The sequence below is a fragment of the Dactylosporangium sp. NPDC006015 genome, from assembly GCF_040614215.1.
GTDB lineage: Bacteria > Actinomycetota > Actinomycetes > Mycobacteriales > Micromonosporaceae > Dactylosporangium > Dactylosporangium maewongense.
Genome location: NZ_JBEXUD010000001.1, coordinates 445931 through 467871, shown reverse-complemented (window position 1 = coordinate 467871; position 21941 = coordinate 445931). Strand labels below are relative to the sequence as shown.

Sequence of the window (21941 nt, the reverse complement as noted above, 5' to 3'; positions counted from 1 at the left end):
TATCCCGCGTGACTTCGCAGATCAGGGTCGGCGTGCTGGGCGCGCGCGGCCGTATGGGCACTGAGGCCTGCCAGGCCGTCTCCGCCGCTTCGGATCTCTCGCTCGTGGCGTCGCTGGACGTCGGTGACGCCTTGGCGCCCGATTTCGACGTGCTCGTCGACTTCACCACGCCGGACGCGGTGATGGACACGCTGCGGTGGTGCGTCTCGCATGGCGTGCACGCGGTGGTGGGCACCTCCGGCTTCACCACCGAGCGGCTGGACGAGGTGCGGTCCCTGCTGGCGTCCGCGCCGGGCGTCGGCATCGTCGTCGCGCCGAACTTCGCCGTCGGCGCGGTGCTGATGATGGAGTTCTCGGCGCGCGCCGCCCGCTACTTCGAGTCGGTCGAGGTGGTCGAGATGCACCACCCGCAGAAGATCGACGCGCCCAGCGGCACGGCGCTGCGCACCGCCCAGCTCATCGCTTCGGCGCGGGCCTCCGCGGGGCTCGGGCCGGTGCCCGACGCCACCACTGAGGAGATGGCGGGGGCCCGCGGCACCGACGTCGAAGGCATCCCGGTGCACTCGCTGCGGGCCCGCGGGCTCGTCGCGCACCAGGAGGTGCTCTTCGGCGCCGCAGGGGAGACGCTCACCATCCGGCACGACTCGTTCGACCGGAAGTCCTTCATGCCGGGGGTACTGCTCGCCGTCCGCGCCGTCGTCACCCGGCCGGGACTGACCGTCGGGCTCGGCCCGCTGCTCGACTAGCGTCACGTTGCGTAACCGATTCGCGTTTCGTCTGATGATTCCAGATACTGGGATCCGGAAGCCCCAATTCGGGCGCAACAGGGTCACATCGAGGTAACGACTGGGTCTTCCTGGGCCTCGAGCGACGTGTGCCAACGGACCTGCGGGACGAGCAGATCATCAACATCGAGTGACCGGCTGACCCCGTCCGGGGCCCAGCCGGAACTCTCCAGAAATCGACGCGTAACACGGTCTTCAGCGAATGTCCAGGCAAGCGCTGTCGTGAATCCGTCAGTACGCCACAAATCCACACTAGCCGCCAGCAATCGGCTGCCGTGGCCGCGCCGTCCCCACCTCGGTTCAACCAGGACATCGGTGATCGCGGCGGCCTTCGTCAAGACGGTGTGATCTTCCTCCGGAGCCAGTGCGGTGTCGTCTGCCGGACCTGACGCGGCAAAACCCACGACGTATGCTGAGGTCGGTCCGGCGCTGGGCGACTCCTGTTGCTCCACCGCGACCAGGACCCGGTGCTCGGGGGTCGGCGGCTCCGTGATTGCGTCCCGCCACCTGCGGGTAATCCAGTCCTCGTCCAGTTGGTCGAGGATGTGTTGGGGCAGGAGTCGCCGATAGGCGACCCGCCAGGTCGTGAGTTGGATTCGCGTGATCTCGACGACGTCGTCGAGTCGCGCCGGTCGGACGAACCCGTGCGTCATGACGCAGCAGCCTACGGATGTGTGTTCCGCGCCACGGAGTGGCTACGGAATTTGTGTGAAGAGCCACGTGGCTGGGTAGCGGCGGCTCGTCACAGTTGGACCCGAGCAACCGTTGAGTCAGGCAGCAGGTAGCCAGCAACGAGCGAGTGGAGGGCAGCACAAGTGGCGGAGCGAGGACGAGTCGCCGTGTTGACGGCCGTCCGGCCCAAGCTTCGGCCCCGGGTCAAGCAGGTGCTCATCGTGGCGGCCGTGTGGGCCGTCGTGTGGGCCTTCTTGTACGTGGCCGCGGCGAGAAACGGGTATTTCGACCTCAAGGTCTACTACGGCGCCATGGACTACTGGGTGAACAAGGGTGGCGACATCTACGACTACCTGGTGCCCGGCACGCCGTACGGCTTCACCTACCCACCGTTCGCCGCCGCGCTGATGTCGCCGATGGCGCTGATCGGGTGGCACACCGCGATCGCGATCAGCGTGACGATGAACGTCGTCGCCCTCGGCTGCATCGTCACCTGGCTCATCGGCCCGGTCATCAAGCGTCAGGGCTGGCAGTTCTGGTTCTCCCTCGCCATCGCGATGGGCATCGTCGCCGCCTTCGAGCCGGTGCGCGAGACCGTCAACTTCGGCCAGGTCAACATCCTGCTGCTCTTCATGGTCGTCGGTGACCTGCTGCTGCTGGTCCGCGGGGGCTCGCGCCTCGGCGGCATCGGCGTCGGCCTGGCCACCGCGATCAAGCTCACGCCGGGTGTGTTCATCCTGTACCTCGTGGTGACCCGCCGCTGGCGCGCCGCCGCCGTCTCCACGGCCACCGCGGCCGCCGCGACCTGGGCCGCGGCGACCTTCGCGCCGGACGCCTCGCGGGTCTTCTGGACCGACGCGATGTGGAACACCGACCGCGTCGGCTCCGCGACGTTCGTGTCCAACCAGGCGCTCAGCGGCCTCGTCGCCCGCCTGTTCAACCCGGACCCGATGAAGCCGCTGTGGGCGCTGCTCGTGCTCGGTGCGCTCGCCGTCTGGGCGTGGCGGGTCCGCAAGGCGGTCAAGGCCGGCGACGAGCTCGCCGGGCTGGCGCTGACCGGTCTCGTCGGCTGCATGATCAGCCCGATCAGCTGGATCCACCACCTCGTGTGGGTCCTGCCCTCGATGGCGGTCCTGCTCGACCACGCGACCGACCGCAGCACCGAAGCCCGCCGCCGGCGCCACATCATGATCTTCGGGATCTTCTCGTACCTGCTGCTGTGCAGCCGCACGCCGTGGGCCTTCCACATGAAGTTCGACGGCCTCGGCCTGATCGGCGGCAACGCGTACATCCTGCTCATGATCGCCCTGCTGATCACCCTGCCGATCCGGGAGCCCGCCTCGGAGAGCTCCGGCCCGGCGCGCCGGGCCAACCCGGCCACCTCCACCGGCCCGGTCGTCGAGGACGTGCCCGACCCGGACCTCGTCGAGATCGACCGGCGGGTGAGCGCCGCCTTCGACGCGAAGGACGCCGGGGAGCCTTCCCGGCCGCTCGTCGGCGCATAGATCGTTCGTTCCAGGGGGCGGCCTTCGGGCCGCCCCTTTTTGTCATACCCCGGGGTTAGCCTCGCGGGGTGCTGACACTTACGCAGGCGCGGAGGATCGCTCTCGCCGCCCAGGGCTTCGCCGACAGGGTCCCCACCGGCGTCCCCGAGCGGCGCCACCTGAAGCGGGTCCTCGGCCGCACAGGTCTGCTGCAGATCGACTCGGTGAATGTCGTCCAGCGCGCGCACTACCTGCCCGCCTACAGCCGCCTGGGCCCCTACCCGACCGAGCTGCTCGACAGGATGGCCTACCGGCGCCCCCGCGAGCTGTTCGAATACTGGGCCCACGAGGCGTCGCTCGTCCCGGTCCACCTGCACCCGGCGCTGCGCTGGCGCATGCAGTCCGGCGCCGCGTGGGGGCGGATGGTCCGCCTGGCCCGCGAGCAGCCCGACCTGATCCGCCGGGTCCTCGAAGAGATCCGCGCGAAGGGCCCCATGACCGCCAACGAGGTCGAGGGTGACCTGGCCAAGCCCCGCAGCAAGGACCACTGGGGGTGGAACTGGTCGGACACCAAGACCGCGATCGAGTGGCTCTTCTACACCGGCGAGGTCAGCGTCGCCAGCCGCAACTCGTCCTTCGCCCGCGTCTATGACGTCCCCGAGCGCATCTTCCCCGCCGCGGTCCTCGCCGCCCCCACCCCCGACCCGGCCGACGCCTACCGCGACCTGGTCCGCGTCGCGGCCCGCTCCCTCGGCATCGCCGCGGAGGCCGAGCTGCGCGACTACTTCCGCCTGCCCCTGGCCGGCGCCCGCACCGCGATCGCCGAGCTGGTCGAGTCCGGCGAGCTCATCCCCACCGAGGTGGAGGGCTGGCAGCCCCGCGCCTACCTGCACCACGAGGCCCCCACTCCCCGCCGCATCGGCGCCGCCACCCTCGTCAGCCCCTTCGACCCGCTGATGTGGGAGCGGGCCCGCGTGGCGCGGCTGTTCGGCTTCACCTACCGCATCGAGATCTACGTGCCGCCGCTCCAGCGCCTCTACGGCTACTACGTCCTGCCGTTCCTCCTGGGTGACCGCCTGGTGGCCCGCGTCGACCTCAAGGCCGACCGGCGCTCCTCGACCCTGCTGGTGCCGGCCGTGTGGGTGGAGCCCCTGACCGGGCGCGGCGCCCCTTCCCGCCTCGAGGTGGCTTCGGCGCTGTGGGCGGAGCTGCGGCGGTTCGCGGGGTGGTTGGGGCTGGAGCGGGTGGAATTACCGGTCGCGGGTGACTTCGCGGTGGACCTGGCCAAGGCGATGACCGCCTGACCGCCCGGCCTGACGACTGCGCTGCCGCCGCATGATCGTGGGCGTGCTCGGTGGCGGGGATGGTGGCTGGGACGGTGTAGCGTGAAGAGCGTGACGTCACCCCTTCAGGCCGTGCCCGCCAGTGACGGGATGGCCGCGCACCTTCTGCCCGGTGGGTCCGCCGCGGACGTGGTCCAGCCTGGCGCGGGTGGTCACGAGGTGCCGCCGTATGGCTACCAGTATGCCTACGTGACACCGCCGAAGGGGCGGCTCGCGAGGCTGGCGGAGCGGACGCCGAGGTGGGTGTCGCCGCTCGGCCTGACGGCGCTGGTGTCCGGCGGGGTGGCTTATACGCTGCTCATGCGGCCGACGCAGGCGGGTGCGACCGACGCGCCGACGTGCGTGATGAAGCTGTTCACCGGGTTCGACTGCCCGGGGTGCGGCGGCACACGCGCGGCCTGGTATCTGCTGCACGGTGACATCCCGGCCGCGGCGCACCACCACGCGATGCTGGTGTTCGCCGCGCCGTTCCTCGCGTACATGTACGCGAGCTGGACCATCAACCGGCTGGCGAACCGTAAGGTGCTGCCGATGATGCAGCTGTCCAGCGGCACGCTGATCGGATTCCTCGTGGCGTGGCTCATATTCTCAGTGGTCAGGAACCTGCCGTGGGCGCCATTCGACTGGCTGTTCGTTTAGTAGGCTCCTGAAATGCTCGAAGCCAAAGCCATCGCCTGGACCCATTTCGAACCGCCCGCGGACGTGCCGTGGGACACGGACGCGGATGGCGGTCAGGCGCTGGCGGAGTTCGCGGGCCGGGCGTGCTACCAGTCGTGGAAGAAGCCCAACCCGGCGACCGCGACCAATGAGGGCTACCTGCGGCACATTCTCGAGGTCGGGCACCTGTCGGTGCTGGAGCACGGCACCGTCACGTTCTACCTGACCGGGGTGTCCCGGTCGTTCACGCACGAGCTGGTCCGGCACCGGCACTTCTCCTTCTCGCAGCTGTCGCAGCGGTATGTGCCGGGTCGCGAGGCCCAGATGGTCGAGCCGGACGTGATCGCCGAGGACCCGGCGCTGCACAAGGTGTTCGTCGAGGCCTCCGAGGCGGCGCTGCGCGCGTACAACGAGCTGCTGGAGGGCCTGGAGGCCAGGTTCAGCGAGGTCGAGAACGGCACCAGCCGGCGCAAGCAGGCCCGGCAGGCGGCGCGGTCGGTGCTGCCCAACGCGGCCGAGACGAAGATCGTCGTGACCGGCAACTACCGGGCGTGGCGGCATTTCGTGACGATGCGGGCGACGGAGGCGGCGGACGTCGAGATCCGTGAGGTGGCGATCGCGTGCCTCAAGGAGCTGCAGCGCGTGGCGCCGAACGTATTCGCGGATTTCACCATCAGTACGCTGGCTGACGGCACCGAGGTCGCCGCCGCTCAGTACAGCTGGGAATCTTGAGCTGAGCGACCGGAAGGCGTCCGCTAGGTTGTGCGTATGACACGCACCGGTTCCGACCCCGGCCGGCCGTTCGGCCGGCTGCTCAGCGCGATGGTCACGCCATTCCGCGCTGACGGTTCGCTCGACGTCGACGGTGCGGCGCGGCTGGCCGCTCACCTGGTCGACAACCAGGACCATGACGGCCTGGTGGTCAACGGGACCACCGGCGAGTCGGCGACCACCAGCGACGCCGAGAAGGACCAGGTGCTGCGGGCCGTCATCGAGGCCGTCGGCGATCGGGCCACGGTGATCGCCGGCGTCGGCACCAACGACACGCACCACACGATCGAGCTGGCCCGCGCCGCGGAGAAGGCGGGCGCCGACGGACTGCTCGTCGTCACCCCGTACTACAACAAACCCCCGCAGGCGGGCATCCTCCAGCACTTCCGGTCGATCGGCGACGCCTCCGGGCTGCCGGTGATGGTGTATGACATCCCCGGCCGGACCGGTGTGGCGATCGAGACCGACACCATGTGCCGGATCGCCGAGCACGACCGGGTCGTCGCGGTGAAGGACGCCAAGGGCGACCTCGGCGAGAGCGCCTGGGTGATCAAGCGCACCGATCTGGCGTATTACTCGGGTGAAGACAAGCTGACCCTGCCGCTGCTGTCGGTCGGTGCCGTGGGCGTGGTCGGCGTGCCGACGCACGTGTTCGGGCCGGAGACGAAGCGGATGATCCTGGCGCACGAGGAGGGCGACGTCGCCCGCGCCCGTGCGCTCCACCTGCAGTTGCTCCCCGCGTTCTGCGGGTTCTTCCGCACGCAGGGAGTCATCCTCACCAAGGCCGCCCTGACGCTGCTGGGCCTGCCCGCCGGGCCGGTGCGCCCGCCGCTGGTGCCGGCGAACGCGGCGGAGCTCGGCCGGCTGCGGGAGGATTGCGCTGAGGCGGGCCGCACGATTGGCACCGCAGACCAGATGGCACATCACAACGACCTCGGAGTGGCCCTATGACGGTGGCACACATCGAGCTCGAACCACCGCCGCCCCTCACTCCAGGAGCCCTGCGGGTCACGCCGCTGGGCGGGCTGGGCGCCATCGGGCGCAACATGACGGTGTTCGAACTCGACGGCAAGCTGCTCATCATCGACTGCGGGGTGCTCTTCCCCGACGTGGAGCAGCCCGGTGTCGACCTGATCCTGCCCGACTTCTCGTCGATCCTCGACCGGCTCGACCAGGTGCAGGCGATCGTGCTCACCCACGGCCACGAGGACCACATCGGTGCCGTGCCGTATCTGCTCGCCCACAAGCCCGACATCCCGCTCGTCGGGTCGAAGTTCACCCTCGCGCTGGTCGAGGCGAAGCTCGCCGAGCGCCGCATCGAGCCGTACACGCTGACGGTCAAGGAAGGCCAGGTCGAGCGGCTCGGGCCGTTCGAGTGCGAGTTCTTCGCGGTCAACCACTCCATCCCGGACGCGCTCGCGGTGGCCGTGACGACGACGGCCGGCACCGTGCTGCACACCGGTGACTTCAAGATGGACCAGCTGCCGCTCGACGGCCGGATCACCGACCTGGCCGGGTTCGCCCGGATCGGCGCCAAGGGCGTCGACCTGCTGCTGTCCGACTCGACCAACGCGGAGATCCCCGGGTTCGTCACCCCGGAGCGGGAGATCGGCCCGGTCCTGGAGCGGACCTTCGGCCGGGCCAAGGGACGGATCATCGTCGCGTCGTTCGCGTCGCACGTGCACCGGGTCCAGCAGGTGTTCGACGCCGCGCACCTGCACGGCCGCAAGGTCGCGCTGATCGGCCGGTCCATGGTGCGCAACATGGGCATCGCCCGCGACCTGGGGCTGCTGCGGATCCCCGCGGGGCTGCTGGTGCCGATCGACGAGGCGATGGGGCTGCCCGAGGACCGGGTCGTGCTGATGTCGACCGGCTCGCAGGGTGAGCCGATGAGCGCCCTCGGCCGGATGGCCAACGGCGATCACCGGCACGTGCAGATCGGCGAGGGCGACACGATCGTGCTCGCGTCGTCGCTGGTGCCGGGCAACGAGACCGCGGTGTACCGCGTGATCAACCAGCTGTCCCGGGCCGGCGCGCTCGTCGTGCACAAGGACGTCGCCAAGGTCCACGTGTCCGGGCACGCACCCGCCGGTGAGCTGCTCTACCTGCTCAACGTGGTGCAGCCGCGCAACTTCATGCCGGTCCACGGCGAGTGGCGGCACCTGCGGGCGCACGCCCAGCTCGCCCGCGACGCCGGCGTCCCCGACGACCGGGTCGTGCTCTGCGAGGACGGCGACGTCGTCGACCTCGTCGACGGCAAGGCCTCCCTCGTCGGTCACATCCGGTCGCGGTACGTGTACGTCGACGGCCTCGCCATCGGCGACGTCGGCGAGTCGCTGCTCACCGAGCGCCGCATCCTCGGCGACGGCGGGTTCATCGCGGCGACCGTGGTCATCGACTCGGTGACCGGCAAGGTCGTCGCCGGCCCGACCGTGTCGGCGAAGGGCTTCTCCGACGACCCGGCGGTGTTCGCCGCGGTGCTGCCGCTGGTCACCGATGCGCTCAACAAGGCCGCGACCGAGGGCATCACCGATCCGCACCAGCTGCAGCAGATCGTGCGGCGCACCGTCGGACGCTGGGTCAACGAGGCGTACCGGCGCCGGCCGATGATCGTCCCGACGGTGGTGGAGGTCTAGCGAGATGTACGAGGTGCTGGCGTCCACCGTGCTCGTCGTGCACTTCGGCTATCTCGCGTACGTGGTGCTGGGCGGGTTCCTCGCCTGGCGCTGGCCCAGGGCGTTGTGGCCGCATCTCGCGGCCGCCGCCTGGGGCCTCGCCGTGGTGAGCATCCCGCTCACCTGCCCGTTGACGCTGGTCGAGCACTGGGCCCGCCGCAAGGCCGGCGAGACCGGCGTCGGGCGCGGCTTCATCGACCAGTACATCGAAGGCGTCCTCTATCCGGAGCGCTACACCCATCTGTTGCAGGTGTTGGTGGGTGTACTGGTGGCGGTGTCCTACGTCGGGATCTACGTACGCTACAGAAAGCGCCGGAACACGACCCGCCGCTCCGAAGAAATGTCGGAGCCTACCGCTACGGTGTGACCATGGCGGGCCGCACCTCTCAGGCCGGCCGCGGTGGCACCCCCAGCGCCCGCGGCGGGTCGAGCACGCCGTCCAAACGGACGACTCCGGCGAAGCGGACGGCTGCGGCCTCGACTGGCCGCTCGACCTCGGCTTCGACCTCCCGGGCCGCCGCCAAGCGGGCTCCGGCGGCGCGCCGCACGGTGACGCCACGGGCGCGCCGGCGCGGCGGCGCCGTGGTCGCCACGCCGCTCGGGCTGCTCGGGCGGGGCATGATCGCGGTCTGGATGGGTGTCGCACACGGCGTCGGCTGGGCCGCGCGGGCCGTGGGCCGCCAGGCGGCCAGCGCGCGCGGGCTCGACCCCGAGCACCGCCGCGACGGCGCCGGCCTGGGCCTCATCGGCCTCGCCGTGCTGCTCACCGCCGCGCTGTGGTTCCAGTCCGCCGGGCCCGTCGGGCACTGGCTCGCCGGCATCTGCCACACGTTCATCGGCGGCGCCGCGGCGATCCTGCCGGTGCTGCTGGTCGTCGGCGGCATCCGGGTCATGCGCTCCGACCCCGAGGAGGACCACCGCGGCCGCGGCCTCGTCGGCTGGAGCGCGCTCTTCCTCGGCGGCACCGGCCTCATGCACCTCGCGGCAGGCAGCCCCGAGGCCCCCCAGCTCATGGACAAGGCCGGCGGGCTGCTCGGCCGCGCCGCCGGCGGCCTGCTGGAGAAGGCCGTGACCTCCTGGGTCGCGGTCCCGCTGCTGCTCCTGCTCGCCGGGTTCGGCCTGCTGGTCGTCACCGCCACCCCGATCAGCCGCATCCCGCAGCGCTGGCGGCAGCTGCGCGACCTCGCGCTCGGGCGCGTCGAGGACCCGACCCTCGACGTCGACGAGGAGTTCGAGGAGCTCTACGAGGAGCCGGAGCCGCGCCCGGCGCGCCGCGCACCGGCCCGCCGCCGGCAGGCCGCGCTGCCGCACCCGCTCGACGACGAGGAGGGCCCGCTCGGCTACGACGCCTCGGCGCCCGACCGAGGCCCCGACCGAGGCCCCGACCGAGGCCCCGGCGGGGGCTTCGGCGACGACGCGATCGTGCACGACACCGTCGTGCTGCCACGGCCCGCGGCCGCCTCGCGCAAGAAGGCCAAGGAGAAAGAGAAGGAGAAGGACCCGCCGGAGCACTCGCCGCTGCCGACCCGCGCCGAGCAGCTCGCGCTCACCGACACCGACTACAAGCTGCCGCCGCCGGACCTGCTCGGCACCGGCGACGCCCCGCGCGGCCGCACCCGGGCCAACGACGAGGTGACCGCGGCGCTGCAGAGCGTGTTCGAGCAGTTCGGCGTCGACGCGCTCGTCACCGGCTTCACCCGCGGCCCGACGGTCACACGCTATGAGGTCGAGGTCGGCCACGGCGTCAAGGTCGAGCGGATCACCGCCCTGTCGCGCAACATCGCCTATGCGGTGAAGTCGCCCGACGTGCGCATCCAGAGCCCGATCCCCGGCAAGAGCGCCGTCGGCGTCGAGATCCCCAACCCCGACCGCGAGAATGTCGCGCTCGGCGACGTGCTGCGTTCGCGCGTCGCGGCCGGCGACCATCACCCGCTGATCGTGGCCCTCGGCAAGGACATCGAGGGTGGCTATGTGTTGGCCAACCTGGCGAAGATGCCGCACATCCTGATCGCCGGCGCGACCGGCGCGGGCAAGTCGAGCTGCCTCAACTCGCTGCTCGTGTCGCTGCTGACCCGGGCGACGCCCGACGAGGTGCGGCTGCTGCTGGTCGACCCGAAGCGGGTCGAGCTGACCAGCTATGAAGGCATCCCGCACCTGGTCACGCCGATCGTCACCAACCCGAAGCGGGCCGCCGACGCGCTCGACTGGGTCGTGCGCGAGATGGACATGCGCTATGACGACCTGGCCGCCGCCGGCGTCCGCCACATCGACGACTACAACCGCAAGGTCCGCGCCGGGCAGATCACGGCGCCGCCGGGCAGCGAGCGGGTGATCCGCCCTTACCCGTATCTGCTGGTCGTCGTCGACGAGCTCGCCGACCTCATGATGGTCGCGCCGCGCGACGTCGAGGACTCGGTGGTGCGCATCACGCAGCTGGCCCGCGCGGCCGGCATCCACCTGGTCCTCGCCACGCAGCGCCCCAGCGTCGACGTCGTCACTGGTCTCATCAAGGCGAATGTGCCGTCGCGGCTGGCGTTCGCGACGTCGTCGCTCGCCGACTCCCGCGTCATCCTCGACCAGCCGGGCGCCGAGAAGCTCATCGGCCGCGGCGACGGCCTCTTCCTGCCGATGGGCGCCTCGAAGCCCATCCGCATCCAGGGCGCCTGGGTCAGCGAGACCGAGATCAACGACATCGTCAAGTTCTGCAAGGAGCAGCGCGAGCCCGAGTTCCGCGACGGCGTCACCACCAAGCCCGAGGACACCAAGAAGAAGGTCGACGAGGAGATCGGCGACGACCTCGACCTCCTGCTCCAGGCCATCGAGCTCGTCGTCACCAGCCAGTTCGGCTCCACCTCCATGCTGCAACGCAAGCTGCGCGTCGGCTTCGCCAAGGCCGGCCGCCTCATGGACCTGATGGAGACCCGCGGCATCGTCGGCCCCTCCGAGGGCTCCAAGGCCCGCGACGTCCTCATCAAGCCTGACGAGCTCCCCGAGGTCCTCACCGCTCTGAAGGACTCAGAAGACGACGCCTGACCCCGCTTGCCACGCAGAGGCTGCAACTCCCGCGGCGGGGCCCTGCAAGCTGCGCGCCGGCCTCGTCAAGCCCGGCCGTCCACGTGGGCTTTGACGGAGACCCGCGGCGTTGTCGACCTCTCCGGGGGCTCCAAGGCCCGCGACGTCCTCATCAAGCCTGACGAGCTCTGAGGTCCTCGCCGCTTTTTAGGACTCCGAAGCCGGCGCCTGACCCCGCTGCTACGCAAGCGGCTGCTGCTTCTGCGACGGGGGCACGTGAGCTGCGTGTCGGCTTCGTCAAGGCCGGCAGGCCATGTGGGCTGGGTGAAGACCCGCCGCGTTGTCGGCCTTCCGGGGGCTTCCAAGGTCCGCGACGTTCTCCCTGAGGTCCTCACCGCTTTGAAGGGCTCCGAAGGCGGCGCCTGACCCCGGTGCCGCGCAAGCGGCTGTCACTTCCGCGGCTGGGTCCTGCAAGCTCGGCGCCGGCCTCGTCAAGGCTGGCCGCTTTCGTGGGCTTCATGGAGATGTGCGGTGTCGCCGGCTCTTCCGAGGGCTGTCCAAGGGCCGTGACGTCCTTCTCAAGCCCTGACGAGCTTCCGAGGGGCCGCACCGTTCAAGGCCGCCGAAGTCGACGCCTGACCCGCTGTCGCGCAAGCGGCTGCTGCTCTCGTGGCTGGGGACGCGCGAGGTGCGCGGCGGCCCCTCCCAGGCCGGCCAGCTGCCTCATGGAGTTCCTGGAGACCCGTGGCGTCGTCGGCTCTTGGAGGGTTGCAAGGCCTGCGACGTTCTTGTCAGGCCTGATGAGTTCCTGAGGTCTCGCCGCTCTCCAGGACTCCGACGACGGCGCGTGACTCAGTTACGCGTTGGCTTCACCAAGGCGGGACGCCTCATGGACCTCATGGCCGCGAGTCATGGTGCGCGGGGACGGGAGGTGTGGGGCGAGGCGTGATCGCGCGGTTCCTGCGGGAGGAGCTCGGTGGCTGCCGTGTTGCTCTTGCTGCGTTCGGGTGGCGCCAGTTGGTCGGGGGCGGCGGTGCGGTGGGTGTCCCCAGGCTGCCGCCGGTTGGCGGCCGCTGATCTTCGTGGGCGTGGGCGTGATCGAAGGATGGGGGTGGTCGCCATCGTGGCCAGGTCCGTCCTTCGATCAACGGGCGGGCGGAGGCGGCGGTCGTGGGTCGTGGGTCGTGGGTCGTGTGCTCAAGGTGACGCTGCGGGCGGGGTGGTGCTGGCGGGTGAGGGGACGATGCGACAGTCCGAGGGAGGGCCGGCGCGCGGGACGGGGTGGGTGACATGGGTGAGCGGGTGAGGGTGGTCGCGCTGGGGGAGGGCGCCGTGGTGAGGTGGGGGTGTTAGCGGCGTTCGTGCCGATCTGGGCGCTTACCGCTGTCGGTTACGTCGCCGGGCGGACCGGGGTGCTGGGGCTCGGGGCGGTGGACGTGCTCGGGCGGTTCGTGTTCTACGTGGCGATGCCCGCGGCGCTGCTCGACACGTTGAGTCGGCGGCCGGTCGCCGGGTTCGCGGGGGAGGGGGTCGCCGCGTTCGTGGGTGCCACGGTGGTGGTGGGCGCGGTCGGGTTCGGGGTGGCGCGGTGGGGGTTCCGGCGGTCGTTGGGGGAGCAGACCATCGCGGGCATGGCGGCCGGGTACGTCAACGCGGGGAACCTCGGCATACCGGTGGCGGTGCAGGTGCTCGGGGACGCGTCGTTCATCGCGGTGGTGCTGCTCATCCAGACGACCATCCTCACGCCGGTGATCCTGGGGACGCTGGACCTGGCTCGGATCGAAACAGCAGATGGGCGGGCGTGGCGGCGGCTGGTGACGGTGCCGCTGCGGAGTCCGGTGATGCTGGCCTGCGTCGCCGGGGTGGCGCTCGGGGCCGCGGGGCTGAAGCTGCCGCCGCTGCTGGCCGGGGTCGCGGCGCTGCTCGGCGACGCCGCGGTGCCGTCCGCCCTCGTGGCGCTGGGGTTGTCGCTGGTACGCGCGAACGACCCCGACCAGGCGCCCGCCCGCCCGGTCGAGGTGGCGTTGTCGGTGGTGCTCAAGTCGTGCGTCCAGCCGCTCGTGTGCTTCCTGCTCGCCAGGTACGTCCTCGGGCTGCACGGCGCAGGGCTGTTCGCGGCGGTGCTGTGTGCCGCGCTGCCGACCGCGCAGAACACGTTCGTGTTCGCCCGTGCGTACGGCGTCGACGGGCGCTTCCCGCGGGACGCCGTCGTCGCGTCCACGGCGGTGTCGATGGTGACGCTGACCGTGGTGGCTGTCCTGCTGGGATGATTGGTCGGGTGGATGCCGATGCGATCGCAGCGCTGGCCGAGCCGCAGCGCCGGGCCGTGTACGAGTACGTCGCCCGCAGCGGGGAGGCGGTCAGCCGGAACGCGGTCTCGGACGGGCTGGGCATCGGGCGGACCCTGGCCGCGCACCATCTGGACCGGCTGGCCGAGGCGGGACTGGTCGAGGTGTCGTTCGCGCGGGTCAACGGGCGCAGCGGGCCCGGCGCGGGGCGGCCGTCGAAGCTGTACCGGCGAGCCGCGGCCGAACATGAGCTGAGCCTGCCGCCGCGGGACTACCGGACCCTGGCCACGGTGTTCGCCGACGCCGTCGAGGAGGCCGGGGTGGAGCCGGTCCTGTACGAGGCGGCGCGGCGGCAGGGCGAGCGCCTGAAGCGGGACGCGACCAGCGACGAGGAGCTGCTGCGGGGGCTGGGGTACGAGCCGTACGAGGACGGTGCGGTGTGGCGGCTGCGGAACTGCCCGTTCGACGGGGTGGCGAGGACGCACGCGGCGCTGGTCTGCGGGGCGAACCTGGCGCTGCTGGAAGGGGCGCTCGGGGAGCGGGTCCAGATCGACCCCCGGCCGGACGGGTGCTGTGTGACCGTTAGGCGGTACCAAAAATAACCACGGTTAGTTTTAGAATGACGCCATGACCTTCCACCTCGCGCAGCTGAACGTCGGCCGGACCGTCGGGCCGAAGGAAGACCCCCGCATGGCCGGCTTCTACGGGGACCTCGACCGGATCAACGCCATCGCCGACGGCTGGCCGGGGTTCGTCTGGCGGCTCGTCGACGGCGGCGGGGCCGACGCGACCTCGCTGCGCCCGTTCGGCGGCGACCTGCTCGTCAACCTGTCCGTGTGGGAGAGCCTCGAGACGCTGCGGGACTTCACGTTCCGCAGCGGTCACCTCGACGTGCTGCGACGGCGGCGCGAGTGGTTCGTGCCACTCGGGGACGTGTACGCCGTCAACTGGTGGATCCCGGCGGGGCACATCCCGACGGTCGAGGAGGCGGGAGAGCGGCTGGACCTGCTGCGACGCGAGGGCCCGTCATCCGATGCGTTCACGTTCCGCGACCCCTTCCCCGCAGCCTGAGCCCCGATCGGCCCGGTACCCTCGGAGCATGCCCGCCAATGCTGACCGTCGCGTCGCCCTGCTCACCCTCGGCTGCGCTCGTAACGAGGTGGACTCCGAGGAGCTGGCCGCCCGCCTCGCGGCCGGCGGCTGGGCGGTCACCACCGACGGCACCGACGCGGACGTGGTCGTCGTCAACACCTGCGGGTTCGTCGCCAAGGCCAAGCAGGACTCGATCGACACGCTGCTCGCCGCCGCCGACACGGGCGCCAAGGTCGTCGCGACCGGGTGCCTCGCCGAGCGGTACGGCGAACAGCTGGCCGGTGAGCTGCCCGAGGCGCACGCGGTGCTCGGCTTCGACCACTACCCGGACATGGCGGCGCGCCTCGACGCGATCATGGCCGGCGAGACCATCGCCTCGCACGCGCCGCGCGACCGGCGCACGCTGCTGCCGCTGACCCCGGTGGCGCGCCGCGAGGCGGTCGAGGTGGTCGTGCCGGGCCACCTGCCGGCGCACCTGCGCGGCGTGATGCGGCAGCGGCTCGAGAAGGGGCCCGTCGCGCCCCTCAAGCTGGCCAGCGGCTGTGACCGGCGCTGCTCGTTCTGCGCGATCCCGTCGTTCCGCGGCGCGTTCGTGTCCCGGACCCCGGACGAGGTGCTCGCCGAGGCGGAGTGGCTGGCGTCCACCGGCGTCCGCGAGCTGGTGCTCGTCAGCGAGAACTCCACCTCGTATGGCAAGGACCTCGGCGACCCGCGCCTGCTGGAGCGCCTGCTGCCGCAGCTGGCGGCGGTCAGCGGCATCGTGCGGGTGCGGGTGTCGTACCTGCAGCCGGCCGAGACCCGGCCGGGGCTGGTCGAGGCGATCGCGACCACGCCGGGCGTCGCGCCGTACTTCGATCTGTCGTTCCAGCACTCCAGCGAGCCGGTCCTGCGGCGGATGCGGCGCTTCGGGTCGACCGAGCGGTTCCTGGAGCTGCTCGAGTCGGTGCGCAAGCTCGACCCGGAGGCCGGCGCCCGCAGCAACGTGATCGTCGGCTTCCCGGGCGAGACCCGCGAGGACGTCGACGAGCTGGCCCGCTTCCTCACCGAGGCCCGCCTCGACGCGGTCGGCGTGTTCGACTACAGCGACGAGGACGGCACCGAGGCCGCCGACCTGCCCGACAAGGTGTCCGAGAGCGACATCAAGAAGCGGTACGACTGGATGAGCGCCCTCGCCGAGGAGCTCTGCGCGCAGCGTGCCTCCGACCGGATCGGATCCCAGGTCGACGTCCTCGTCGACTATCTCCTCGACGACTCGGTCGAGGGGCGCGCCGGGCACCAGGCGCCCGAGGTCGACGGCTCCACGACCCTCGTCGTCGGCGACGGGCTCGACCCGTTCTCGCTGCGCCCCGGTGACCTCGTCCGGGCCAGGGTCGTCGACAGCGTCGGCGTCGACCTGGTCGCCGTCCCGATCGAGATGATCAGTCCGGCGGCCTCATGACCGTTCTCAAGCCCGTCCCGTTGCTCAACGCGGCCAACGTCCTGACCGTCGTGCGGATGGTGCTCGTCCCGGTCTTCGTCTTCTTCGTCGTGGCGGGCGGGCTGACCGACACCGGCTGGCAGCTCGCGGCGGGCATCACGTTCGTCGTCGCGTCGGCGACCGACTACGTCGACGGGTGGATCGCCCGCACGTACAACCTGGTCACCTCCTTCGGGAAGGTCGTCGACCCGATCGCCGACAAGGCGCTGACCGGCGCGGCGTTGGTGCTGCTGTCGCTGTACGACCGGCTGCCCTGGTGGGTGACCGTGCTCATCCTCGTGCGCGAGTGGGGGGTCACCGCCCTGCGCCTGTGGGTGATCAGGCACGGCGTCATCCCCGCGAGCCGGGGCGGCAAGGCGAAGACGGCCCTGCAGATCCTGGCGATCGGCTGGTACCTCACGCCGCTGCCGGACGGGCTCGCCGCCGTGGGACCGTGGCTGATGGCGGGCGCCCTCATCGTGACGGTCGTCACTGGATTGGATTACGTCGTGCGGGCGTACCGGGTGCGCCGCGACTCCCTGCGCCGCCGCCGCGCGAGCGTCGCGAGTGGCGGGCCGGACACGTTCGGCGAGGCCGACCGGCTGGCCGCCCAGGACCAGATGCTGAGCACGCCGATCGCCGCGCCGGCGGTCGCGCCCGTGGCGGACGAGCCGGTCGCATGAGCGGACCGTTCGCCCTGGACCCACGCAAACTCGCCCTCGGTGTACGCGGGCTCGCCTTCGGTGCGCGCGGCGCCGGGACGTGGCGGAGGTGACGGCGTGAGTGCGGCTGAGGTGCTGACGACGCTGCAGGGGCGGGGCGAGACGCTCGCGGTCGCCGAGTCGCTGACCGGAGGGTTGCTGGCCGCCGAGTTCGTCGCCGTGCCCGGGGCGAGCGTGGTGTTCCGCGGCGGGATGGTCGCGTATGCGACGGATTTGAAGGCGGCGTTGCTGGATGTACCGCCGCCGCTGCTGAACTCGCATGGACCGGTGGATCCGTCCGTCGCGGCCGCCATGGCCGCCGGGGCGCGGGAGCGTTGCGACGCCGACTGGGCGGCCGCCACGACCGGCGTCGCGGGCCCGGATCCGCAGGGTGGCCAGCCTGTCGGCAGGGTGTACGTCGCCGTCGCCGGACCCCTGCCCGAGCACGCCGCCGTCCGGGAGCTCACCCTGCCGGGTGACCGCTCCGAGGTCCGCGCGGGCGCCGTCGAAGCGGCCGTCACGCTCCTCGCCGAGGTGCTGGCGACCACCATCACCTCGCGATAACGGCGGGGTAGGGTGTCGATCGGCGCCGCACCAGGTACCGTGGCGGGTACCAGTTTTCGCGGGGAACCCATTCGCGGACTGCCTCAGAGGGGGTGCCAAGGTGCTGCTTCGTCGAGTGATCGGTGACGCGCTGCGTGCGCGGCGGCAGGCCCAGCACCGGACCCTGCGCGAGGTGTCGACCGCCGCCAACGTCAGTCTCGGCTATTTGTCCGAGATCGAGCGCGGGCAGAAGGAGGCGTCCAGCGAGCTGCTGGCCGCCATCTGTGAGGCGCTCGGTGCCGCGCTGTCCGAGGTGCTGCGCGACGTGAGCGACACGCTCGCCACCGCGGAGGACCTGCCACGCGTGCTCGTCCCGGTCGGTGCGCCCGAGTCCACGCAGGACGCCGCGCCCGCATCCGACCCAGCCGCCGCGGGAGCAGGCCCGTCCGCGCCGGAAGCCCGGCTGTCCGGCCGCAGCGGCCCGAAGACCAAGGTCACCACCGACGCGAAGCTGTCGGTAGCGGTGCGCCACGACGGCCCGCTCCGCACGACACTGCGCGCGACCCGCAACCCGCGCGAAGTCGTCTACGCCGCCTGACGCCTTCGCGCGCCACCGGTCGTTTCCGCGACCACCCGTCCCTCCATGCTGCCCATAGCCAGAGGGCCACTGGCCCGTCGGCCGCGCCGTAGGCGCCGTTCGGGTCCCTGTCGTGCCTCCGTCGAGCCGCCGCCCGTGTCTCCGCTGTGCCGCCGCCGCTCGCCCATCGCCGTCGGGCCGCCGGCCGTGCGTTTCGGCCGTTGCTTGGGTGCCCCGTCCGGCTGCGGGCGGAGGGTGAGGGGCGGCGGGCCGTACCGGCGACGCCGCGGCGAAACGGGAGGCGTGGCGGACTCGATCGGGCCTGCCACACTGGGGGCCGGGTGTGCTTGGTGGCTTCTGACAGTCGGATTGACTTCGGTCTTGTTCGGTGCTCGTCAGTGGAAGGCAGACTTGCAGTTGTGGGTGTGAAGGAGCAGCTGACCGAGCCCTGGGGGCTCGTCGCGGCCGGTGTGCTGGGTGGAGTGGGTGGGGCGGTCGGCGCCGCGCTCGCTCCGGCTGGGGTGCTTGCCGGGATTCCGGTGGGGCTTGCCGTTGCCGGCGTCGTGTACGGCGTCCGGATCGGCGTCGGTGCGCTGTTCGGGCGGGGGCCGGGTAGGCGGTCCGCGCGGCATCTGCCGGTGCCGGCGCGTGGTGGGGACGCTGAGCGGTGGTTGCGGAGGGCAGAGTCGGCGGTACAGACGCTGCATCGGCAAGCGGAGACGCCCTCCGACGCCGTCCTGCGGGTGCAGGTGGCCGGGGTCGACGAGCGGGCGGCCGAGGCGCTGGGAGATCTGATCAGGTTCGCCGGTCAGGTGACGCTGATCGAGCGGACGTCGGCGGGCATCGACGTCGCCCGGCTCGAGCACGACCGGGCGCAGTTGACGCAGGGGATCGACGGGCTGCCGGCGGGGCCGTTGCGGGCGGAGCGGGAGCGGGCCCTGCGGGCGGTGACCGACCAGCTCGGTGTGGCACGGCGGCTGCACGACGCCCGCGAGATGCTGCTCGCGCGGATGCAGTCCGCTGTACTGGGTCTCGAAGGGCTGGTCGCGCGGATGGCCGAGCTGCTGGCCCTCCACGCGGCGTCCGACGTCGGCACGTCGCTCACGGCGGTGAAGGTGGCAGAGCTCGCCGCGGGACTGGAGGGCATGCGCGACGGTCTGGCGGAGGCGGAGCGGCTGTCACGCTCGGCGCTCACCGGGGAGCAGGTGCAGTAGTGCGCATCCCTGAGATCACCCTGAGTCGCACGTGTTTCACACCGCTTTGTCCGCATTATCCCACCGTTTGAGTTGACGCTGGGCGTGACGCTCTCGCGCTCGCCTGACACGATGGAAGCCGCACGTTTGTAGTGCCGGCGCAGAGAGGACCGCGAGATGGCGAATCCCGCCGTGAAGGGCTGGAAGTACCTGATGGCGCTCTTCGGCGCCAAGATCGACGAGCACGCCGATCCGAAGGTGCAGATCCAGCAGGCGATCGAGGAGGCGCAGCGCCAGCACCAGGCCCTGGTGCAGCAGGCCGCGGCCGTGATCGGCAACCAGCGGCAGCTCGAGATGCGGCTGTCCCGGCAGATGGGTGAGGTCGAGAAGCTGCAGGCCTCGGCCCGGCAGGCGCTCACCCTCGCCGACAAGGCCCGCGCCGAGGGCAACGAGACCAAGGCCGTGGAGTACGAGCAGACCGCGCAGATCTTCGCCACCCAGCTCGTCGCGGCCGAGCAGGGCATGGAAGACATGAAGACGCTGCACGACCAGTCGCTCAACGCGGCCGCCCAGGCCCGCCGCGCGGTCGAGAACAACGCGATGCTGCTGCAGCAGCGCCTCGCCGAGCGCACCAAGCTGCTCAGCCAGCTCGAGCAGGCCAAGATGCAGGAGACCGTCGCCAAGTCCCTCGAGTCGATGAGCGGCCTCGCCGCGCCGGGCAACACGCCGTCGCTCGACGAGGTGCGCGAGAAGATCGAGCGCCGCTACGCCAACGCGATGGGCCGCGCCGAGCTCGCCTCCAACTCCGTCGAGGGCCGCATGCTGGAGGTCCAGCGCACCACGCTCGACATGGCCGGCAGCTCCCGCCTCGACCAGATCCGCGCGAGCATGGCCGGCGACCAGCTCGCCGCCGCGCCCGCGACGCCCAGCACGCCCGCCGCGGCCTCCCCGGGCCCGCGGGACGCCGGCGTCGCCCGCCTCGACGAGATCCGGGCGAGCCTGAAGGACAAGCAAGCGGGGGACACCGCCAGCGCCGGCTGACGAGTTCAAGGTCTATTGGGGGGAGTGCCGGTCATGGCGTCGGAGCGGGCGAAGCATCTGAAGCGACTGCGGCGGCTGCACCGCTCCGCGCGTGGCTGGTCCGTGCGGGCCGGCCTGCTGACCGGCGCCACCGCGATTCTCGTGCCGTACAGCGGCCTCGGGCTGCCCGACGCCTTCTGGGCGGCCGGTGCCGGCGGCTCCATCGCGATCGCCATCTGGCGCTGGATGGACCTGCGGGCCTTCCGGGCCCTGCCGGTGCCGCCCGAGCCCGACCCGGCCCTCGTCGGTGCCCAGGCCCGGGAGAAGCTCGTCGGGATCGTCGCCAAGCTGCCCGCGGGGCGCACGGCGATCGCGGAGTTCGGCCGGCAGCGCGAGTCGTTCAAGCTCCGCGGCCTGACGGTCGCCGAGCCGTGGCGGCGCCTCGACCGCGCCTCGGCCATGCTCGCCGGGCTGGTCGGCCGGCTCGGCCCGCACGCGGAGGCCGCCGTGCTGGACGCGACCGTCGCCGAGCAGTCGCTGCGCGACCTGGCCCAGCGGACCGCGTCCGTCGAGCGTGCCATGAGCCTGGGCCCGGCCGGCGACTCGCTCCGGCCCGCCCACGCGTCCCTGGCGGCGCAGTTGGAGCAGGGCGTGTCGGCGTATGAGCAGTTCGTCACGGCGGCGGCCGGCTGCGTCGCCGAGGACAGCGCCACGATCGGCAACCTGGCGGATGCGACAGCGTTCCTGAAGGGCGTCGCCGAGGCGATGTCGGACCTGCGCTCGACCCCGCGGGCCAGCACCGCCTGAAGCGCGCCGCGTCCCGTGCGCCGCGCGGCGGTTACTCGTTGGGGAGCAGGTAGCGCCAGCTGGCTCTGACCGTGTCGCCGGACGCCGACGTGTACGCGGGCCAGGCGCCGCGCTGGTCCAGGTCGCGGGTCAGGGTGCGGACCACGGCCCGCGCGTCCTCGCCGGACAGGTCCGCCTTGCGGAGGCCGCCGGCGTCGGGGGTGGGCAGCTTCACGTCTGCCGGCCACGGGTTCACGGTGGCGGGCTCGCCGTCGACCGGCATCGCGACCAGCCTCACCCGGTCCGCCAGGTACGGCTGGGCCGTCGCCGCCACCGACTTGTGCACGGCGGCGAGGCGGTCGCGGGCGTTGTAGAGGACGTCGGCGTAGACGTGGTCGGTCTTCAGCTCGTCGAACCCCTCGGCGGTGAACGCGAGCGGCCCCGACGGCGACCACGTGCTCACCCTCGTCACGGGCGCGTTGAGGATCGTCGGCGCCGCGGACCGCGGCTTCTGCGCGTCGCTGGAGCCCAGGTCGGCGAGCAGGCCCGCGGCGAGGCTCTGCAGCGCGTCCGGGTCGAGGCGGGACCGGTACGCGGCGTCGGCGATCGCGTCGCCGTCACCGAAGACGACGAGGCGGGGCGCGCGCAGGGCGAGCATCGCCGTGCCGACCAGGCCGCCGGTCAGCTCCCAGACGGCCAGCGGCGTGCCGTCGGGCGGTCGCAGGGTCGGGACCGGGGTCGCGGAGGCGAGCGGAGTGCCGTCGCAGGCGCCGAGCGCGGAAGCCACGAGCGCGGCGGCCGAGGCGGCGAACAGCCCCCGCCGGCTCAGCCGGTGATGCACCGGTACAACACCACACCCAGCGTCACGCCCAAGACCCTACCGCGT

At 71.8% G+C, this 21941-nt stretch carries 20 protein-coding genes and 1 pseudogene; 19 read left to right on the top strand and 2 right to left on the bottom strand.

Features of this window, described 5'->3' with window-relative positions; genetic code table 11:
* The first annotated feature begins 8 nt into the window (after nucleotides 1-8).
* Complete coding sequence (gene dapB / locus ABZ321_RS02080) at nucleotides 9-746, top strand: 4-hydroxy-tetrahydrodipicolinate reductase (RefSeq protein WP_344507824.1); 738 nt, start codon at nucleotides 9-11, stop codon at nucleotides 744-746.
* An 83-nt stretch (nucleotides 747-829) separates the two neighbouring features.
* Here dapB and ABZ321_RS02075 read toward each other — a convergent pair whose 3' ends face one another.
* Nucleotides 830-1438, bottom strand: coding sequence for a GNAT family N-acetyltransferase (locus tag ABZ321_RS02075; RefSeq protein ID WP_344507823.1), 609 nt, complete (start codon nucleotides 1436-1438; stop codon nucleotides 830-832).
* Between the two features lie 186 nt (nucleotides 1439-1624).
* On the opposite strand from ABZ321_RS02075, the gene ABZ321_RS02070 reads away from it, so the two are divergent.
* From ABZ321_RS02070 to ABZ321_RS01985, 18 genes and pseudogenes are all read left to right on the top strand, one after another.
* On the top strand, nucleotides 1625-2962 hold the full coding sequence (locus ABZ321_RS02070; RefSeq protein ID WP_344507821.1) for a glycosyltransferase 87 family protein: 1338 nt from the start codon (nucleotides 1625-1627) through the stop codon (nucleotides 2960-2962).
* A gap of 68 nt (nucleotides 2963-3030) precedes the next feature.
* Nucleotides 3031-4245, top strand: coding sequence for a crosslink repair DNA glycosylase YcaQ family protein (locus ABZ321_RS02065; protein WP_354888645.1), 1215 nt, complete (start codon nucleotides 3031-3033; stop codon nucleotides 4243-4245).
* 129 nt (nucleotides 4246-4374) lie between these two features.
* On the top strand, nucleotides 4375-4923 hold the full coding sequence (locus ABZ321_RS02060) for a DUF2752 domain-containing protein (protein ID WP_344508171.1): 549 nt from the start codon (nucleotides 4375-4377) through the stop codon (nucleotides 4921-4923).
* A 12-nt stretch (nucleotides 4924-4935) separates the two neighbouring features.
* Nucleotides 4936-5673 carry an FAD-dependent thymidylate synthase gene (gene thyX / locus ABZ321_RS02055; protein ID WP_344507818.1) on the top strand — a complete coding sequence of 246 codons (738 nt, stop codon included), beginning with the start codon at nucleotides 4936-4938 and terminating at the stop codon, nucleotides 5671-5673.
* Between the two features lie 36 nt (nucleotides 5674-5709).
* Complete coding sequence (gene dapA, locus ABZ321_RS02050) at nucleotides 5710-6663, top strand: 4-hydroxy-tetrahydrodipicolinate synthase (RefSeq protein WP_344507815.1); 954 nt, start codon at nucleotides 5710-5712, stop codon at nucleotides 6661-6663.
* On the top strand, nucleotides 6660-8348 hold the full coding sequence (locus ABZ321_RS02045; RefSeq protein WP_344507813.1) for a ribonuclease J: 1689 nt from the start codon (nucleotides 6660-6662) through the stop codon (nucleotides 8346-8348). Before dapA ends, ABZ321_RS02045 begins: the two co-directional genes overlap by 4 nt.
* A 4-nt stretch (nucleotides 8349-8352) precedes the next feature.
* Nucleotides 8353-8754, top strand: a complete 402-nt coding sequence (locus tag ABZ321_RS02040; protein WP_344507811.1) for a DUF2784 domain-containing protein — start codon at nucleotides 8353-8355, stop codon at nucleotides 8752-8754.
* Nucleotides 8755-8756: 2 nt separating this feature from the next.
* On the top strand, nucleotides 8757-11420 hold the full coding sequence (locus ABZ321_RS02035) for a DNA translocase FtsK 4TM domain-containing protein (RefSeq protein ID WP_354888640.1): 2664 nt from the start codon (nucleotides 8757-8759) through the stop codon (nucleotides 11418-11420).
* Between the two features lie 1319 nt (nucleotides 11421-12739).
* Nucleotides 12740-13669 carry an AEC family transporter gene (locus ABZ321_RS02030; RefSeq protein ID WP_354888638.1) on the top strand — a complete coding sequence of 310 codons (930 nt, stop codon included), beginning with the start codon at nucleotides 12740-12742 and terminating at the stop codon, nucleotides 13667-13669.
* A gap of 8 nt (nucleotides 13670-13677) precedes the next feature.
* Entirely contained in the window at nucleotides 13678-14289 is a 612-nt protein-coding gene (locus ABZ321_RS02025; RefSeq protein WP_344507805.1) for a helix-turn-helix domain-containing protein, read from the top strand.
* A gap of 25 nt (nucleotides 14290-14314) precedes the next feature.
* Nucleotides 14315-14758 carry a DUF3291 domain-containing protein gene (locus tag ABZ321_RS02020; RefSeq protein ID WP_354888635.1) on the top strand — a complete coding sequence of 148 codons (444 nt, stop codon included), beginning with the start codon at nucleotides 14315-14317 and terminating at the stop codon, nucleotides 14756-14758.
* Nucleotides 14759-14786: 28 nt separating this feature from the next.
* Nucleotides 14787-16217: a 30S ribosomal protein S12 methylthiotransferase RimO gene (rimO, locus tag ABZ321_RS02015; RefSeq protein ID WP_354888632.1), complete on the top strand. Its 1431-nt coding sequence runs from the start codon at nucleotides 14787-14789 to the stop codon at nucleotides 16215-16217.
* A pseudogene (pgsA, locus tag ABZ321_RS02010) lies at nucleotides 16214-16774 on the top strand (CDP-diacylglycerol--glycerol-3-phosphate 3-phosphatidyltransferase); the annotation flags it as partial. The gene rimO and the pseudogene pgsA, both read left to right, overlap by 4 nt.
* 240 nt (nucleotides 16775-17014) lie before the next feature.
* Nucleotides 17015-17500 (top strand): CinA family protein, encoded by a 486-nt coding sequence (locus tag ABZ321_RS02005; protein ID WP_344507799.1) that lies wholly within the window; start codon nucleotides 17015-17017, stop codon nucleotides 17498-17500.
* A 100-nt stretch (nucleotides 17501-17600) separates the two neighbouring features.
* Complete coding sequence (locus tag ABZ321_RS02000) at nucleotides 17601-18077, top strand: helix-turn-helix transcriptional regulator (protein ID WP_344507797.1); 477 nt, start codon at nucleotides 17601-17603, stop codon at nucleotides 18075-18077.
* A 404-nt stretch (nucleotides 18078-18481) separates the two neighbouring features.
* Nucleotides 18482-19270, top strand: coding sequence for a hypothetical protein (locus tag ABZ321_RS01995; RefSeq protein WP_354888628.1), 789 nt, complete (start codon nucleotides 18482-18484; stop codon nucleotides 19268-19270).
* A gap of 156 nt (nucleotides 19271-19426) precedes the next feature.
* Entirely contained in the window at nucleotides 19427-20290 is an 864-nt protein-coding gene (locus ABZ321_RS01990) for a PspA/IM30 family protein (RefSeq protein ID WP_344507793.1), read from the top strand.
* A 33-nt stretch (nucleotides 20291-20323) separates the two neighbouring features.
* Nucleotides 20324-21076: a hypothetical protein gene (locus ABZ321_RS01985; RefSeq protein WP_344507791.1), complete on the top strand. Its 753-nt coding sequence runs from the start codon at nucleotides 20324-20326 to the stop codon at nucleotides 21074-21076.
* 31 nt (nucleotides 21077-21107) lie between these two features.
* On the opposite strand, the gene ABZ321_RS01980 is transcribed toward ABZ321_RS01985, so the two are convergent.
* Nucleotides 21108-21896 carry a hypothetical protein gene (locus tag ABZ321_RS01980; RefSeq protein ID WP_354888624.1) on the bottom strand — a complete coding sequence of 263 codons (789 nt, stop codon included), beginning with the start codon at nucleotides 21894-21896 and terminating at the stop codon, nucleotides 21108-21110.
* Between the last annotated feature and the right edge of the window lie 45 nt (nucleotides 21897-21941).

Excerpts from the sequence above, each read along its gene's own strand:
- ABZ321_RS02075 (WP_344507823.1), bottom strand. The coding sequence starts at position 1,438 with ATGACGCACGGGTTCGTCCGACCGGCGCGACTCGACGACGTCGTCGAG.
- ABZ321_RS02060 (WP_344508171.1), top strand. The coding sequence starts at position 4,375 with ATGGCCGCGCACCTTCTGCCCGGTGGGTCCGCCGCGGACGTGGTCCAG.
- thyX (WP_344507818.1), top strand. The coding sequence starts at position 4,936 with ATGCTCGAAGCCAAAGCCATCGCCTGGACCCATTTCGAACCGCCCGCG.
- dapA (WP_344507815.1), top strand. The coding sequence starts at position 5,710 with ATGACACGCACCGGTTCCGACCCCGGCCGGCCGTTCGGCCGGCTGCTC.
- ABZ321_RS02045 (WP_344507813.1), top strand. The coding sequence starts at position 6,660 with ATGACGGTGGCACACATCGAGCTCGAACCACCGCCGCCCCTCACTCCA.
- ABZ321_RS02040 (WP_344507811.1), top strand. The coding sequence starts at position 8,353 with ATGTACGAGGTGCTGGCGTCCACCGTGCTCGTCGTGCACTTCGGCTAT.
- ABZ321_RS02035 (WP_354888640.1), top strand. The coding sequence starts at position 8,757 with ATGGCGGGCCGCACCTCTCAGGCCGGCCGCGGTGGCACCCCCAGCGCC.
- ABZ321_RS02020 (WP_354888635.1), top strand. The coding sequence starts at position 14,315 with ATGACCTTCCACCTCGCGCAGCTGAACGTCGGCCGGACCGTCGGGCCG.
- rimO (WP_354888632.1), top strand. The coding sequence starts at position 14,787 with ATGCCCGCCAATGCTGACCGTCGCGTCGCCCTGCTCACCCTCGGCTGC.
- ABZ321_RS01990 (WP_344507793.1), top strand. The coding sequence starts at position 19,427 with ATGGCGAATCCCGCCGTGAAGGGCTGGAAGTACCTGATGGCGCTCTTC.
- ABZ321_RS01985 (WP_344507791.1), top strand. The coding sequence starts at position 20,324 with ATGGCGTCGGAGCGGGCGAAGCATCTGAAGCGACTGCGGCGGCTGCAC.